The organism is Amycolatopsis sp. NPDC003676 (assembly GCF_053587275.1).
The window spans coordinates 1-13,501 of record NZ_JBSFNS010000103.1; the positions used below are offsets into that span (position 1 = coordinate 1).

Genomic DNA, 13,501 nt, shown 5'->3' on the forward strand with positions numbered 1-13,501 from the left:
GGCTGACGCGGCGACCGGCGCGGGCAACATGGTCGTGCTCGGTCCGTCCGAACGGCCGTCCTCGCCGCCCTGAGGGAATCAGATTCCCTCAGGGTTCCCCTCACGTCCGTCTTAGAGCTTGACTGGGTAGACCGGTTCTGGGATTTCCGGCTTGATGCGGTGTTCCACGAAGATGCCGTGCCACAGCATGAAGACCAGCAGGGCCCACAGTTGGCGGCTGCGGTCCAGTTGGCCTTCCTTGTGCTCGTCGAGCAGGCGCAGCACGGCGTTCTTGTCCAGCAGCTCGTCGGTCTTCGAGTCGTTGATGATGCCGCGGGCCCAGTCGTACATCTCGTTGCGCAGCCACAGGCGGATCGGCACCGGGAAACCGAGCTTCTTCCGGTTCAGCACGTGGCCGGGGATGATCTTCGCCAGCGCTTGGCGCAGCGCGTACTTCGTGGTGCCGTGGGCGAGTTTCTGGTCCAGCGGGATCGAGGCGGCGACCTTGAACACCTCGGCGTCCAGGAACGGCACCCGCAGCTCCAGCGAGTTCGCCATGGTGACCTTGTCCGCCTTGACCAGGATGTCGCCGCGCAGCCAGGTGTAGAGATCCACGTGCTGCATCCGGGCCACCGGGTCCCAGCCGCGGGACACGTCGTACCAAGGGGCGGTGACGTCCTTGAAGCCGACGCCTTCCTCGTACGTCCGCAGCACCGCGCGCAGCTGCTCGTCGCGGAAGTTGCGGGCGTTGCCGTAGTAGCGGTCTTCCAGCGGAAGCGCGCCGCGGCGCAGGAGGTCCTTGCCGCGGGTGCCTTCGGGGATCTTCGTGGACACCTTGCCCAGCAGCTTGCGTACGCCGCCAGGGATTTTCTCGAACGGGGCCAGCGAAATCGGCTCGCCGTAGATCGTGTAGCCGCCGAACAGTTCGTCCGCGCCTTCGCCGGACAGCACGGCCTTCACGTGCTTGCGCGCTTCGCGGGCGATGAACCACAGCGGGACCAGCGCCGGGTCGGCGACCGGGTCGTCCAGGTACCAGACGATGAGCGGCAGCGCTTCCATCATCTCGTCCGCCGACACCGTGCGGACCACGTGCTTCACGCCGATCGCGGCGGCCGATTCCGCGGCGACGTCCACCTCGGAGTAGCCCTCGCGCTCGAACCCGGTGGTGAACGCGATGAGGTTCGGGTTGTGCTCCTTGGCGAGCGTCGCGGTCGCGGTGGAGTCGATGCCGCCGGAGAGGAACGCGCCGACGGTGACGTCCGGGTCGGAGATCATGTGCTTGCCGACCGAGTCGCGCATCACATCGGCGATGCGCTCGTACAGCGCGTCGGCCTCGGCCTGGCCGTTCACCGGCTTCGCGGCGAACTTCGGGTGGAAGTACCGGGTGAACTCGGTCTTCCCGCCCGGAGAGAGCCGGAACGACGTGCCGGATTCGACGCGGCGGATCGCGGTGTGCAACGACTCCGGCTCCGGCACGTACTGCAGGACCAGGTAGTGCTGCAGGGCCTTGCGGTCCAGCTCCTGCGCCACGCCGAGCGTGTCCGACAGCTCCAGCAGGCTCTTCTTCTCACTGGAGAACGCGGTGCCCTTCGGGCCGGCGCTGTAGTAGAGCGGCTTGATGCCGAACGGGTCGCGCGCGCCGAAAACCACCTTTTCGGCCGAATCCCAGATCAGGAACGCGAACATGCCGCGCAGCTTTTCGACCGCTTTGTCGCCGAGGTAGTGATATGCCGCGACGATCGCCTCGCCGTCGCCTTCAGTGGCGAATTTCGCACCGAATTTTTCGGCCAGCTCGTCGCGCAGCTCGCGGTAGTTGTAGATCTCGCCGTTGAAGTTCAGCGTGTACCGGCCCGGCGCCTCCGGCGGACCCCACACCAGCGGCTGGTGCGCGTGGTCGACGTCGATGAAGGCGAGCCGGTTGAAGCCGTACACGACCTCGGCATCGGCCCAGGTGTCCTGCTCGTCAGGGCCGCGATGGCGCTGGCAGCGCATCGCCGCGCCGACGCTCGCGCGGGCGTCCGCGGCGTCGTTTTCGGTCGCGCAGATCAGTCCAAGCAGGCCGCACACGTGTACTCACACACCTCAGGGTCGGGCCGGTCCGGGGAAGGGCCCAGTATGCCGGGGCGGGGCGCCTCGCCGGGAATGCGGGTGACGCGCGGCGCAACTGGTCACCCCTTGGTCAGCGGGAGCGGCCAACTCGGCTAGGCTCCGCCTGTCACGAAGATCGGTCGAAGAAGGCCCGGTGTGAGAGGGCCTGTTGGGTGAAAGGGCAGGGCGCAGTGGGAAAACCAGAGCGCACCCCGGTGGGTAAGCGGGTCGGGCGTGTCGCCGCGCTGGCCGTGCTGGTGGCGCTGACCGCGACGGGCTGCTCGGGAGACGAGATCCTCCGCTTCGGCTGGCCCAAGGGCGTCACGCCGCAGGCCGACCAGATGCGCACCCTCTGGACGTGGACGGTCGTCGCCGCGCTGGTCGTCGGCGCGATCGTGTGGGCCCTGATCTTCTGGACCGCGATCTTCCACCGCAAGAAGAAGGGCGCGGCCGCCGAAGGCCCCGAGGACCTCCCGCGGCAGTTCCAGTACAACATCCCGCTGGAGATCTTCACGGTCGTCCTCCCGACGATCATGGTCTGCGTGCTGTTCTTCTTCACCGCGACGACCGAGAGCAAGGTCCTCGACAAGAAGCCGAACCCGGACGTCGTCGTCGACGTGATCGCCTTCCAGTGGAACTGGGAGTTCAAGTACGAGGGCGATGCCGCCAAGCGCGCCGACGGCACCCAGGTGAGTACCGTCGGCTCCTCCGGCGAGATCCCGCTGCTCGTGCTGCCGACGAACAAGACCATCGAGTACCGGCTCCGCTCGACGGACGTCATCCACTCGTTCTGGGTCCCGGAGTTCAACTTCAAGCGCGACGTCATGCCGGACCCGGAGAAGAACAACCAGGACAGCTCGTTCCAGAACTCGATCGACCGTGAAGGATCGTTCGTCGGCCGCTGCGCCGAGCTGTGCGGGACGTACCATTCGGTGATGAACTTCGAGGTGCGCGCCTTGTCCCCGGACAAGTTCGACCAGTACCTCAAGCTGCGCGCCGCGACGAACCCGAAGACCGGCAAGCCGAACACCGCGTCCGAGGCGCTGGCTTCGATGAACTGCGGCGAGCTGTGCAGCCCGTACGCGGTGACCACGAAGCCGTTCAATACTGACCGCACCGCGCGCACCGCGTCCAACTGACGGCGAACCAGAAGGAGCAGGGGACCAATCCCATGAAGGTCGAAGCCCGGATTTTCTACATGGTGGCGGGGTTTGCCGTCCTCATGACCGCCGTCTACTGGGTCATGACCGCGCTCTTCACCACCGACCAGAAGGCTGAGCCGGTCGGCATCGTCGCGCTGTTCCTGACCGGCGGCCTGGCGTTCCTCGCCGGCAGCTACATGCAGTTCGTGTCCCGCCGGATCGAAGAGCGTCCGGAGGACCGCGAGGACGCCGAGATCAGCGACGGCGCCGGCGAGCTGGGCTTCTTCAGCCCGGGCAGCTACTGGCCGGTCGCGCTGGCCGCGTGCGCCGGTCTCGCCGGCCTCGCCCTCGCGTTCTTCCACATCTGGCTCCTCGTGATGGCGCTCGTGGCCCTGCTCATCGCGGTCGGCGGGCTGGTGTTCGAGTACCACACCGGTCCCGAGCACGACTGAGTTCTTCCGCTTCACCGAGACGCCCGGCTGGGGATTCCTGGCCGGGCGTTTCGCGTGTCCGCCTTGGCGCGCTGCGGAGCCAGCGCGGCGGCGAGCACGGCCAGCATGCCCAGGCCCTCCGGCCAGGTGAGCCGGTGGCCGAAAGCCAGCATGTCCACCACGACCGCGACCACCGGGTACAGGTAGGACAGCAGCGCCACCGTCGTGGTCGGCAGCTTGCCGATGCTGGCGTACATCAGCACGTACATCACGGCCGTGTGCACCGTGCCCAGCAGCAGGAGCCACAGCAGTCCCGGAGCCGAACTCGGCAGCGGCGTGAACATCAGCGCGGGCGCGAGCACGATCGCGCCGACCGTCAGCTGAACCGCGGCGAGCAGATGCGGCCGGATGTGCTTGAGCTGCTTGGCGATGAAGGACGCACCGGCGTAGAGCAGAGCCGCGCCGAGGGCGAGCGCGATCCCGGCGAACCGGACCGGTTGCCCGTCATCACCTTGTGCGGAAAGGGAAATCACGACAACTCCGGCGAACGCCACGCCTGCTCGCATGAGGTGCGAACGGCCGACTTTCTCGCCTAGGAACATCGCCGCCATTCCGACCAGAATCAGCGGCTGGGTGTGATAAACGACGGTGCTGACGCCGATGGACGACAGCGAGTAGGACGCGAACAGCAGCACCCAGTTGCCGACCAGCAGCAATCCGCCGGCGACGGCGAGCAGCAGGTCGCGGCGGGTCGGCCGCCAGTCGCGGAACCAGCCGCGGGCGAGGGACCACACGACCAGCAGGACGCCGCCGACGAGGCAGCGGGCGAACGCGACCGCCGGGGCGGCCGCGCCGCTTTCGAGCACGACCGCGCCGATCGTTCCGGACAGCGCCATCGCCGCGGACCACTGCAGGACCGGGCGGGATTCGGGGTTCTTCATGCGTCCCAGATTCGCCTTCGCGGCGACGCTCAACCAGTGTCAGAGATGACAATGACCGCAAAACTTGTGACATCCTGGTCGGCATGGACGTGCAACGGGTCGCCGTACTGCTCGCGGACCGGGTTTCGCCGTTCGAGCTGGGGGTCGCGTGCGAGGTGTTCGGCACCGACCGCAGCGCGGACGGCATGCCCGGCTGGGATTTCGGCGTGTGCTCGCCGAACGGGGCGGAAGTGGCCAGCTGGTCCGGATTCGGCCTTTCCGGACTTCGCGATCTCGACTTCGCGGCGTCAGCGGATTTAGTGATTGTGCCCACCCAAGCGCCGCGGACCGCGCCGCCGCCGGAGCCGTTGCTGGACGCGTTGCGCGCGGCTCGGAAGCGTGGCGCGTGGGTGGCCGGGTTCTGCGCGGGAGTGTTTTCCCTTGGCTACGCGGGACTTCTGGACGGTCGCCGCTGCACGGTGCACTGGATCTACGAGCCGGAATTCCGCCGGTTGTTTCCCACTGCGGAAGTCGACCCGCAAGCCCTCTACGCGGACGACGACGGCGTGTTCACCAGCGCCGGAACGGTCGCCGCGGTGGATCTGTGCCTGCACCTGGTACGTCGGTTGCGCGGCGTTGCGGCGGCTACCGCGCTGGCTCGGCGGATGGTGGCCGCGCCGCACCGCGCCGGTGGACAGGCGCAGTTCGTGCAGGCACCGGTGCCCGCGACGGCCGCGCCGGACGACGCGGTGGTCGCCGAGGCGCTCGAATGGGTGGAACGGCGGTTGGACCAGCCGTTCACGGTCGCGGAATTGGCTCGCCGCAGCGGATTGGGGGAGCGGACGTTCCTGCGCCGGTTCTCCGCGGCCACTGGGACGACGCCGCATCGCTGGCTGACTGAACGCCGTCTCGACCGGGCACAGGCGTTGTTGGAAGAGGGTTCGCTTTCGGTGGAGGACATCGCGGTCGCGTGTGGATATGCGTCCGCGGCTGCGTTGCGGCACCAGTTTTCGCGGCTGCGCTCGACCACGCCCAGCGCTTACCGGACCGCTTTCCGCTCGTGAGTCCTCGGCCCAGACCGCCCCAATGCCACATTGGATGCGTGTGACGCAACGAATGCCGCATTGGGTGCAGCTAACGCACCCAATGCGGCATTGGGGTCTTCTCGGCAGCGGGCGCAGCGGCGAGGACACGGGGTTGTCCTGGTCGATGGGGCGCGGTCCGGCTGGGGTGAACGTATGTGAGGGGACCCCTGAGGGAATCAGATTCCCTCAGGGGTCCCCTCACGTACTTCAGCGGGAGCGAGGTCAGGCGACCAGGCTCGGCAGCGGGTGCTCAGCATCGCTCTGGCGAGCGCCGTTACCGCGAGCCGCCGCACCGCGCTCAACGGAAAGCCGCTCGCGACGCGTGCACCGAACGACGCGTTTAGGTGCTCGCTCTCCGTTCCCAATGCCGCATTGGGTGCGCTGAACGCACCGAACGCCGCACCGGATGCGTGTGGAAAGCACCCAATGCGGCGTTCAGAACGTTGCGAACGATCAGCGGCCAGTCGACGAGAACGCGATCCACCGGTCCAGCAGCGTCGCTGCCGCACCGCTGTCGATGGCCTGGTGTGCTCGCTCCAGCCCAGCCGCCAAGTCGTCCTCGAGCGAATCAGAGAAGCCCGCGAAAGCGGCCAGCGCTGCAGCGGCGTTCAGCACCACCGCGTCGCGCACCGGGCCGGTCTTGCCGCTCACCAGTTCCCGGACGACCTCCGCGTTCGCCGCCGCGTCGCCGCCGCGCAGGTCTTCGGCCGTGGCGCGCGGGATGTCGAGCGACTGCGGATCCAAGGAGCGCTCCGTCACCGTGCCGCCGGAGACCACCAGCACCGACGTCGTCGTCGTGGTGGTGATCTCGTCCAGCCCGTCGTCGCCGCGGGCCACCAGCACCGACATCCCGCGCTCGGCGAAAATCTCCGCCAGTGCCCGGGTTTTGTCCGCGTAGGCGCACCCGATCAGCGCGCTTTGCGGCTGCGCCGGGTTGGTGAGCGGGCCCAGCAGGTTGAACGTGGTCGGCACGCCCAGTTCGCGCCGCGGCGGGCCGGTGTGCCGGAACGCCGGGTGGAACGCGGGCGCGAAGCAGAACCCGATGCCGATCTCCTCGAGCGACGCGAGCACCGCCTCGGGCGGCAGGTCGATCTTCACGCCGAGGGTTTCCAGCACGTCGGCCGCGCCGGACTTCGACGACGCGCTCCGGTTGCCGTGCTTGGCCACCGGCGCGCCCGCCGCCGCCGTGACGATCGTCGCCATCGTGGAGATGTTCACCGAGTTCGACCGGTCGCCGCCGGTGCCGACGATGTCCACCGCCGGGCGGCTCAGCGTGATCCGCCGGGCGTGCGACAGCATCGCGTCGGCCATGCCGGAGATCTCCGCCGGCGTTTCGCCCTTGGCGCGCAGCGCGACCGCGAAGCCGCCGATCTGCGCCTGTCCGGCACTGCCGGACATGATCTGGTCCATCGCCCACGCCGTGTCCTCCGCGGACAGGTCCTCGCCGGCGATGAGCCGGGTGAGCAGCGCGGGCCAGGTGTGCGGGGTGGCGCCCACCGGGCTCAGCCGCCGTTGACGGCGGGGACCCGCCCGGCGCGCAGCACGCCGGCGACGGTCTCCGCCGCGGTCAGCGGGTCGAGCGGGTGCACCAGCACGGCGTCGGCCAGCGCCCAGGTGGCGAGCCATCGGTCGTCGCGGCGGCGGACGGCCACCACGATCGGCGGGCAGTCGTCGATCTCGTGCTTGAGCTGGCGGGTCAGCCCGATGCCGCCGGTCGGCTGGGCCTCGCCGTCGAGGATCGCCAGGTCGACCGAGCCCGCGTCCATTTCGGCGAGCACGTCGGCGATGCCGGACGCCTCGACCCACTCGACGCGGCCGAGGTCGGCCGCCGGGCGCCTGCCGACGGCGTTCATGATCGCCTCGCGGACCTCGGCCTTGTGGCTGAACACCAGGATCCGCTGGGACTGCTCGCTCATTGAGCACGCCTCCGTCTCGTCACGGGTGGAACAGCCGCGATCGTATCCGCCGAGACGCATCTCACGCGGACGCGGTGGGCGAGTCACCCGGTTGCCGCGCCTCCCAGCCCGGCGCGTCGCCGCCGAGGCGCTGCGCCAAACCGGCCATCCGGGACCGTTCCTGGGCGCAGTGCAAGGCGTCCAGCACCTGCACCCGCCGCGCGTGCGCCAGCACCCGGTCGCCGTCGCGGCTCTGCTCGCGCAGGTCGTAGCCGTCCTGGGCGAGAATCGCCGCCGCCTCTTCGATCCGGTCCGCCGGAAGCACGAGGTGATGCACCAGCACCGCGGGCGCTTCGCTTGCCCAGCCGGGTGAATCGGCCAGCACCGCGGAGTCCGCGACGGCCGGATCGAACGCCGAAACGACGACCCGCAGACCGGGCGCGTCCGGGTCCAGAACCGCGTTTTCCGGCTTTCTCACCAGGTCACGGAGCTTCTCCAGCCAACTCACGAGTAGCTCCTTCCGGTGCTGGTCCGCCTCTCGCGCGCGGGTGTGACGCGAAGCTCCCACGACCCGCCGCAGACCCGGCGGGCGGGGTGCCCGCACGAGAGGACATAATGCGATTCGTGACAACGGCAGCTCCCACCATCAGCCAGCGGGTCCACTCGCTGAACCGGCCGAACATGGTCAGTGTCGGCACCGTCGTGTGGCTGTCCAGCGAACTGATGTTCTTCGCCGGACTGTTCGCCATGTTCTTCACCGTCAAGGCGCAGAACCCGGCCGGGGCGTCCTGGCCGCCGCCGTTGCACGGCGAGGAATTCCACCTCAACGTCGCGTACGCGATCCCGTTCACGGTGATCCTCGTGCTGTCGTCGCTGACCTGCCAGTTCGGCGTGTTCGCCGCGGAGCGGGGCGACGTCTACGGGCTGCGGCGCTGGTACATCGTGACGCTGATCATGGGCGCGATCTTCGTGGCCGGGCAGGCGAACGAGTACCACAACCTCGTCGAGGAGGGGCTGACGATCCCGTCCGGCCCGTTCGGAACGGTGTTCTACCTCGCGACCGGTTTCCACGGCCTGCACGTGATCGGCGGGCTCATCGCCTTCGTGTTCCTGCTGGTCCGCACGAAGCTCAGCAAGTTCACTCCGGCGCAGGCCACCTCGGCGATCGTCGTGTCGTACTACTGGCACTTCGTCGACATCGTGTGGGTAGGCCTCTTCGCGGTGATCTACATCCTTCCCTGATCTCCGCACCGCCCACCACAAAACGGCCTGAACTGACAGCAAGGGTTGCCGCAAGATGACCACCAGCACCAAATCCTCGGAGCGCCGGTTCCGCGCGCGCTCGAAGATGCGCAGGCGCCTCGCGGGCGTGCTCGCACTCGGCGTCGCCCTGGTGGGGGCCGGCGCCCTGTACGCCGTCTTCGCCCCGGAACCGCAGACCGCGCAGGCACAGGGCGACCCGGCGCTGCTGCGCCAGGGCGAGCAGGTCTACAACAACACCTGCATCGAGTGCCACGGCGCGAACCTCGAGGGCGTCAAGGACCGCGGTCCGAGCCTCATCGGCATCGGCGACGCGGCCGTCTACTTCCAGACTTCCTCCGGCCGGATGCCCGCGGCGCGCCAGGAGGCGCAGATCGCCCGCAAGCCGCCGAAGCTGACCCCGAGCGAGATCGACGCGGTCGGCGCCTACGTGCAGGCGCACGGCGGCGGCGCGCAGCGTCCGGAGGAGCGCGGCGAGGCGCTGCGCGGCAACGACCCGGCGCGCGGCGGCGAGCTGTTCCGGCTCAACTGCGCCTCGTGCCACAACTTCACCGGCCGCGGGGGCGCGCTGTCGGCGGGCAAGTACGCGCCGCCGCTCGACCCGGCCACCGAGGAGCAGATCTACGACGCGATGCTCACCGGGCCGCAGAACATGCCGAAGTTCTCCGACCGCCAGCTCAGCGCGGAAGAGAAGAAGGACATCATCGCCTACGTCAAGTCGGTGTCCGACGGCAACAACGACCCGGGCGGCAACGGTCTCGGCGGGGTCGGCCCCGCCTCCGAAGGCGTCATCGCCTTCGTCGTCGGAATCGCCGCGCTCGTCGGCATTACGCTGTGGATTGGATCGAAGGCATGAGTGCCGAAGGGCCCAAGCCGCCCTCGGAGGCGGAGCTGGCTGAGATGGACCGCGACGAGCTGCTCAAGCTCGGCGGTCAGCTGGACGGCGTCGAAATCGTCGACTACCCGGAGCCGTGGCCGGTCGAGGGCACCCGCGCGGAGCGGCGCGCGCAGCGCCTCGTCGCGTTCTGGTTCGCCCTGTCCGCGCTCGCCGGCCTGGCGTTCGTGGTCGTGATGGCCTGGCCGAAGTGGTGGGAGTACAAGGACCCGAGCGACCCGACCGGGCACTCGACCTACAGCCTCTACACCCCGGCGCTCGGCGTCACGCTCGGTCTCGCGGTGCTGTCGCTCGGCATCGGCGTGATCCTCTACACCAAGAAGTTCGTCCCGCACGAGACCTCGGTGCAGCAGCGCAGCGACGGCCCGTCGGCCGAGGTCGACCGGGCCACCATCCTGGCCCACCTTGCCGACGCCGGGACCCGCAACGGCATCGCCCGCCGGTCGCTGATCAAGCGCACCGCCGGCGCGGGCGCGGGCGCGCTCGGCCTCGCGGTGGCGGCGCTCCCGATCGCGTCCTTCATCAAGGACCCGTGGAAGGACACCGAGAACAAGGACGGCCTCTGGCACACCGGATGGCTGCCGCAGTTCAAGGGCGAGAAGGTCTATCTGCGCCGCAACACCGGCAACCTCGAGGCGGACGTCAAGGAAGGCGTCGCCCTGGTCAAGGCCGAGGACCTCGACGCAGGCGCGATGGAGACGGTCTTCCCGTACCGCGAATCGGAAAAGGGCGACGAGAAGAAGCTGTCCGAGGCGCTGATGCGGGTCGACAACCCGGTCATGCTCATCCGGCTGCGCCCGACCGACGCCGCGCGCGTGGTCAAGCGCAAGGGCCAGGAGGACTACAACTTCGGCGACTACTACGCGTACACGAAGATCTGCAGCCACGTCGGCTGCCCGACCTCCCTGTACGAGCAGCGCACGAACCGCATCCTCTGCCCGTGCCACCAGTCGCAGTTCGACGCCCTGCACTACGCGAAGCCCATCTTCGGCCCGGCGACGCGTCCGCTGGCGCAGCTTCCGATCACGGTTGACGAAGAGGGATACTTGATCGCGAAGGGCGACTTCAACGAGGCCATCGGACCGGCCTTCTGGGAGCGTAAGTCATGAGTTCACTCACCACGCCGACCAAGGGCACGAGCGCACTCCAGAAGCACCTTGGCGAGGCCGCGGACAACGCGGACCAGCGGTACAAGCTGGCCAAGGGCCTGCGGCACCAGATGAACAAGGTGTTCCCGACCCACTGGTCCTTCCTGCTGGGCGAGATCGCCCTGTACAGCTTCATCGTCATCCTGCTGTCCGGGGTGTACCTGACGCTGTTCTTCGACCCCTCCATGCAGGAGGTCACGTACCACGGCAGCTTCACGAACATGCAGGGCATGCAAATGTCCCAGGCGTTCCGCACCACGCTGGACATCTCGTTCGACGTGCGCGGCGGCCTGTTCGTGCGGCAGCTGCACCACTGGGCGGCGCTGATCTTCGTCGCGTCGATGATGGTGCACATGCTCCGGATCTTCTTCACCGGCGCGTTCCGCAAGCCCCGTGAAGCGAACTGGGTCATCGGCGGCCTGCTGCTGATCCTGGGCATGTTCGAGGGCTTCTTCGGCTACTCGCTCCCGGACGACCTGCTGTCCGGCACCGGTATCCGCGCGACCCTGTCCGGCATCGTGCTGTCGGTGCCGGTGATCGGCACCTGGATCCACTGGGCGCTGTTCGGCGGGGAGTTCCCCGGCGACCAGATCATCCCGCGCCTCTACACGCTGCACATCCTGCTGGTCCCGGGCATCATGCTGGCGCTGATCGGCGCGCACCTCGCGCTGGTCTGGTACCAGAAGCACACCCAGTTCCCCGGCGTGCGGCGCAAGGAGACCAACGTCGTCGGCGTGCGGATCATGCCGTACTTCGCCCTCAAGGGCGGCGCGTTCTTCACCCTCGTCGTGGGCGTGCTGGCGTTGATGTCCGGCCTGTTCCAGATCAACCCGGTGTGGAACTTCGGCCCGTACAACCCGTCGATGGTGTCCGCGGGGTCCCAGCCCGACTTCTACATGGCCTGGGCGGACGGCATGCTCCGGATCTGGCCTGCCTGGGAGGTCTATCTCGGGAACTACACGATCCCGGCGGTGTTCTTCCCCGGCGCGATCGGCATGCCGATCCTGTTCGCGCTGCTGCTCGGGTATCCGTTCCTGGAACGCAAGCTGTCCAAGGACAACGCGGCGCACAACCTGCTGCAGCGGCCGCGCGACGCACCGGTCCGCACCGCGCTGGGCATGATGGCGCTCGGGTTCTTCGCGGTGATCGAGCTGTCCGGCTTCAACGACATCATCGCCGACCAGTTCGACATCTCGCTGAACGCGACGACGTGGGCCGGGCGCATCGGCGTGCTGATCGTGCCGCCGCTGGCGTACTACTTCACCTACCGGATCTGCCTTGGCCTGCAGCGGTCCGACCGGGAAGTGCTGGAGCACGGCGTCGAGACCGGCATCATCAAGCGGCTGCCGCACGGCGAGTTCATCGAGATCCACCAGCCGCTGGGCGGCACGGACAGCCACGGCCACGCCATCCCGCTCGAGTACCAGGGCGCGGCGGTGCCGAAGAAGATGAACAAGCTCGGCACCGCGGGCCACGCCGTCCCCGGTTCGATCTGGACGCCGGACCCGGCGGAAGAGACGAAGGCGCTCGACCGCGCTCGCGGCAACGGCCACGGGAACGGCAAGGCGCAGGTCGAAGGGTCCGAGGAGTCGACCGAGGTCGGTTCCGGGCACTGAGTTCCTGAGTTCTTTCTGGTCAAGCCGGAAGGCCCCTTCCTCATCGCGAGGGAGGGGCCTTCTTGCTGTGGTTGCTTAGAGCTGGATGCGGCCGACGATCTCGCCGTCTTCGTCGATCTCGCCGGTGGGCTTGAAGCCGAGCTTCAGATAGAACGGTTGTGGGCTGTGCTTGCCCGGCATCCAGCTGACCGTGACGGATTCGGCGTCGCGGCGGCGAGCTTCAGCCAGGACGGCTTCGACCGCGAACCGGCCGTAGCCCTTTTTCTGGTGTTTGGCCGCGATGTTCAGCCGCCAGAGGTAGGAGCGGTAGTAGTCGGTCGGGTTGTCCGGGTCGAAGGCGGCCATGACGAAGCCGACGAGTTTCTTCCCGGTGTAAACCAGCCTCGGCCAGGCGATGTCCGGCTGGACGTAGGCTTCGGCGAGCGAGCGGGCGACCGAGGAAACGTAGCCGCGCTGGTGCTTCGCCACTTTGAGATCGCAGGCTTTTTCCACGTTGTCGACCGTGATTTCGACCAGACGCAGGGTCGTCATGCGAAGTACGGTAGCGCGGCCCGCGGGGTTCAGAGCTTGATGCGCGCGACGACCTCGCCCTCGTGAATCTGGCCGGTGGGCTGGAAACCCAGCCGCAGATAGAACGGCTCCGGGCTGTGCTCGCCTGGCTCCCAAAGCACCGTCGCGGACTCGTTCCCGCGCCGACGTGCCTCCGCCAGCACCGCTTCGACAGCGAACTTCCCGTAGCCCTTCTTCTGGTGCTCGGCGGCGATGTTCAACCGCCAGACGCCGCACCGGAAGTAGTCGATCGGACAGCGTGGATCGAAGGCGGCCATGACGAAGCCGACTAGGTCGTCCCCGGCGTAAACCAACCTGGGCCAGGCCGTGTCCGGCTGGGTGTAGGCCTCCGCTAGCGACCGGGCGACCGGGGCCACGTAATGCTCCTGGTGGGGCGCCACCGACAGATCGCAGGCCGCGCCCACGTTGTCGCTGGTGACCTCGGCCAACCGCAGTGTCGTCATGCCCCGGACGTTAGCCCGGGGGTACGACA

Annotated in this window: 14 protein-coding genes; 7 read left to right on the forward strand and 7 right to left on the reverse strand. The window is 68.3% G+C overall.

Going from position 1 to position 13,501, the window contains the following annotated elements; genetic code table 11:
- Positions 1 to 111: 111 nt before the first annotated feature.
- On the reverse strand, positions 112 to 2,046 hold the full coding sequence (asnB, locus tag ACWDNU_RS36435) for an asparagine synthase (glutamine-hydrolyzing) (protein WP_370939253.1): 1,935 nt from the start codon (positions 2,044 to 2,046) through the stop codon (positions 112 to 114).
- Between the two features lie 212 nt (positions 2,047 to 2,258).
- Here asnB and ctaC point away from each other — a divergent pair, with 212 nt between their 5' ends.
- A complete protein-coding gene (gene ctaC, locus ACWDNU_RS36440; RefSeq protein WP_344268357.1) occupies positions 2,259 to 3,206 on the forward strand; it encodes an aa3-type cytochrome oxidase subunit II in 948 nt (315 codons plus the stop codon).
- Positions 3,207 to 3,238: 32 nt separating this feature from the next.
- Positions 3,239 to 3,661, forward strand: coding sequence for a cytochrome c oxidase subunit 4 (locus ACWDNU_RS36445; RefSeq protein WP_370939250.1), 423 nt, complete (start codon positions 3,239 to 3,241; stop codon positions 3,659 to 3,661).
- 11 nt (positions 3,662 to 3,672) lie between these two features.
- Here the strand turns inward: ACWDNU_RS36445 and ACWDNU_RS36450 are convergent, their stop codons facing one another.
- Positions 3,673 to 4,581 carry a DMT family transporter gene (locus ACWDNU_RS36450; RefSeq protein ID WP_449672211.1) on the reverse strand — a complete coding sequence of 303 codons (909 nt, stop codon included), beginning with the start codon at positions 4,579 to 4,581 and terminating at the stop codon, positions 3,673 to 3,675.
- 83 nt (positions 4,582 to 4,664) lie between these two features.
- Between ACWDNU_RS36450 and ACWDNU_RS36455 the strand changes: the two genes are divergently transcribed.
- Positions 4,665 to 5,624, forward strand: coding sequence for a GlxA family transcriptional regulator (locus tag ACWDNU_RS36455; protein ID WP_449672212.1), 960 nt, complete (start codon positions 4,665 to 4,667; stop codon positions 5,622 to 5,624).
- A 474-nt stretch (positions 5,625 to 6,098) separates the two neighbouring features.
- Here ACWDNU_RS36455 and trpD read toward each other — a convergent pair whose 3' ends face one another.
- From trpD to ACWDNU_RS36470, 3 genes are all read right to left on the reverse strand, one after another.
- The gene (trpD, locus tag ACWDNU_RS36460) at positions 6,099 to 7,142 is read right to left on the reverse strand and encodes an anthranilate phosphoribosyltransferase (RefSeq protein ID WP_449672213.1); all 1,044 of its coding nucleotides are present in this window, start codon (positions 7,140 to 7,142) and stop codon (positions 6,099 to 6,101) included.
- A 5-nt stretch (positions 7,143 to 7,147) separates the two neighbouring features.
- A complete protein-coding gene (locus tag ACWDNU_RS36465; RefSeq protein ID WP_116203867.1) occupies positions 7,148 to 7,561 on the reverse strand; it encodes a hypothetical protein in 414 nt (137 codons plus the stop codon).
- Positions 7,562 to 7,622: 61 nt separating this feature from the next.
- Positions 7,623 to 8,048 (reverse strand): ribonuclease E inhibitor RraB, encoded by a 426-nt coding sequence (locus tag ACWDNU_RS36470; protein WP_354750241.1) that lies wholly within the window; start codon positions 8,046 to 8,048, stop codon positions 7,623 to 7,625.
- Positions 8,049 to 8,155: 107 nt separating this feature from the next.
- Here ACWDNU_RS36470 and ctaE point away from each other — a divergent pair, with 107 nt between their 5' ends.
- From ctaE to qcrB, 4 genes are read left to right on the forward strand one after another with little or no spacing between them, the layout of a single operon-like run.
- Entirely contained in the window at positions 8,156 to 8,782 is a 627-nt protein-coding gene (gene ctaE / locus ACWDNU_RS36475; protein ID WP_370939245.1) for an aa3-type cytochrome oxidase subunit III, read from the forward strand.
- A gap of 55 nt (positions 8,783 to 8,837) precedes the next feature.
- Positions 8,838 to 9,656, forward strand: a complete 819-nt coding sequence (qcrC, locus tag ACWDNU_RS36480; protein WP_037809539.1) for a cytochrome bc1 complex diheme cytochrome c subunit — start codon at positions 8,838 to 8,840, stop codon at positions 9,654 to 9,656.
- Positions 9,653 to 10,804 carry a cytochrome bc1 complex Rieske iron-sulfur subunit gene (qcrA, locus tag ACWDNU_RS36485; protein WP_370939243.1) on the forward strand — a complete coding sequence of 384 codons (1,152 nt, stop codon included), beginning with the start codon at positions 9,653 to 9,655 and terminating at the stop codon, positions 10,802 to 10,804. Before qcrC ends, qcrA begins: the two co-directional genes overlap by 4 nt.
- Positions 10,801 to 12,459, forward strand: coding sequence for a cytochrome bc1 complex cytochrome b subunit (gene qcrB / locus ACWDNU_RS36490; protein WP_370939242.1), 1,659 nt, complete (start codon positions 10,801 to 10,803; stop codon positions 12,457 to 12,459). The genes qcrA and qcrB overlap by 4 nt, the downstream gene beginning before the upstream one ends.
- A 75-nt stretch (positions 12,460 to 12,534) precedes the next feature.
- On the opposite strand, the gene ACWDNU_RS36495 is transcribed toward qcrB, so the two are convergent.
- Both ACWDNU_RS36495 and ACWDNU_RS36500 read right to left on the reverse strand, forming a co-directional pair.
- On the reverse strand, positions 12,535 to 12,990 hold the full coding sequence (locus ACWDNU_RS36495) for a GNAT family N-acetyltransferase (protein WP_449672214.1): 456 nt from the start codon (positions 12,988 to 12,990) through the stop codon (positions 12,535 to 12,537).
- Between the two features lie 29 nt (positions 12,991 to 13,019).
- Positions 13,020 to 13,472, reverse strand: a complete 453-nt coding sequence (locus ACWDNU_RS36500) for a GNAT family N-acetyltransferase (RefSeq protein ID WP_449672215.1) — start codon at positions 13,470 to 13,472, stop codon at positions 13,020 to 13,022.
- Positions 13,473 to 13,501: the final 29 nt, after the last annotated feature.

What these genes read in the sequence shown, in the direction of transcription:
- ACWDNU_RS36450 (WP_449672211.1), bottom strand. Translation starts at nt 4,581, where the DNA reads ATGAAGAACCCCGAATCCCGCCCGGTCCTGCAGTGGTCCGCGGCGATG.
- ACWDNU_RS36445 (WP_370939250.1), top strand. Translation starts at nt 3,239, where the DNA reads ATGAAGGTCGAAGCCCGGATTTTCTACATGGTGGCGGGGTTTGCCGTC.
- ctaE (WP_370939245.1), top strand. Translation starts at nt 8,156, where the DNA reads ATGCGATTCGTGACAACGGCAGCTCCCACCATCAGCCAGCGGGTCCAC.
- qcrB (WP_370939242.1), top strand. Translation starts at nt 10,801, where the DNA reads ATGAGTTCACTCACCACGCCGACCAAGGGCACGAGCGCACTCCAGAAG.
- ACWDNU_RS36455 (WP_449672212.1), top strand. Translation starts at nt 4,665, where the DNA reads ATGGACGTGCAACGGGTCGCCGTACTGCTCGCGGACCGGGTTTCGCCG.
- ACWDNU_RS36495 (WP_449672214.1), bottom strand. Translation starts at nt 12,990, where the DNA reads ATGACGACCCTGCGTCTGGTCGAAATCACGGTCGACAACGTGGAAAAA.
- ACWDNU_RS36465 (WP_116203867.1), bottom strand. Translation starts at nt 7,561, where the DNA reads ATGAGCGAGCAGTCCCAGCGGATCCTGGTGTTCAGCCACAAGGCCGAG.
- qcrC (WP_037809539.1), top strand. Translation starts at nt 8,838, where the DNA reads ATGACCACCAGCACCAAATCCTCGGAGCGCCGGTTCCGCGCGCGCTCG.
- qcrA (WP_370939243.1), top strand. Translation starts at nt 9,653, where the DNA reads ATGAGTGCCGAAGGGCCCAAGCCGCCCTCGGAGGCGGAGCTGGCTGAG.
- ACWDNU_RS36500 (WP_449672215.1), bottom strand. Translation starts at nt 13,472, where the DNA reads ATGACGACACTGCGGTTGGCCGAGGTCACCAGCGACAACGTGGGCGCG.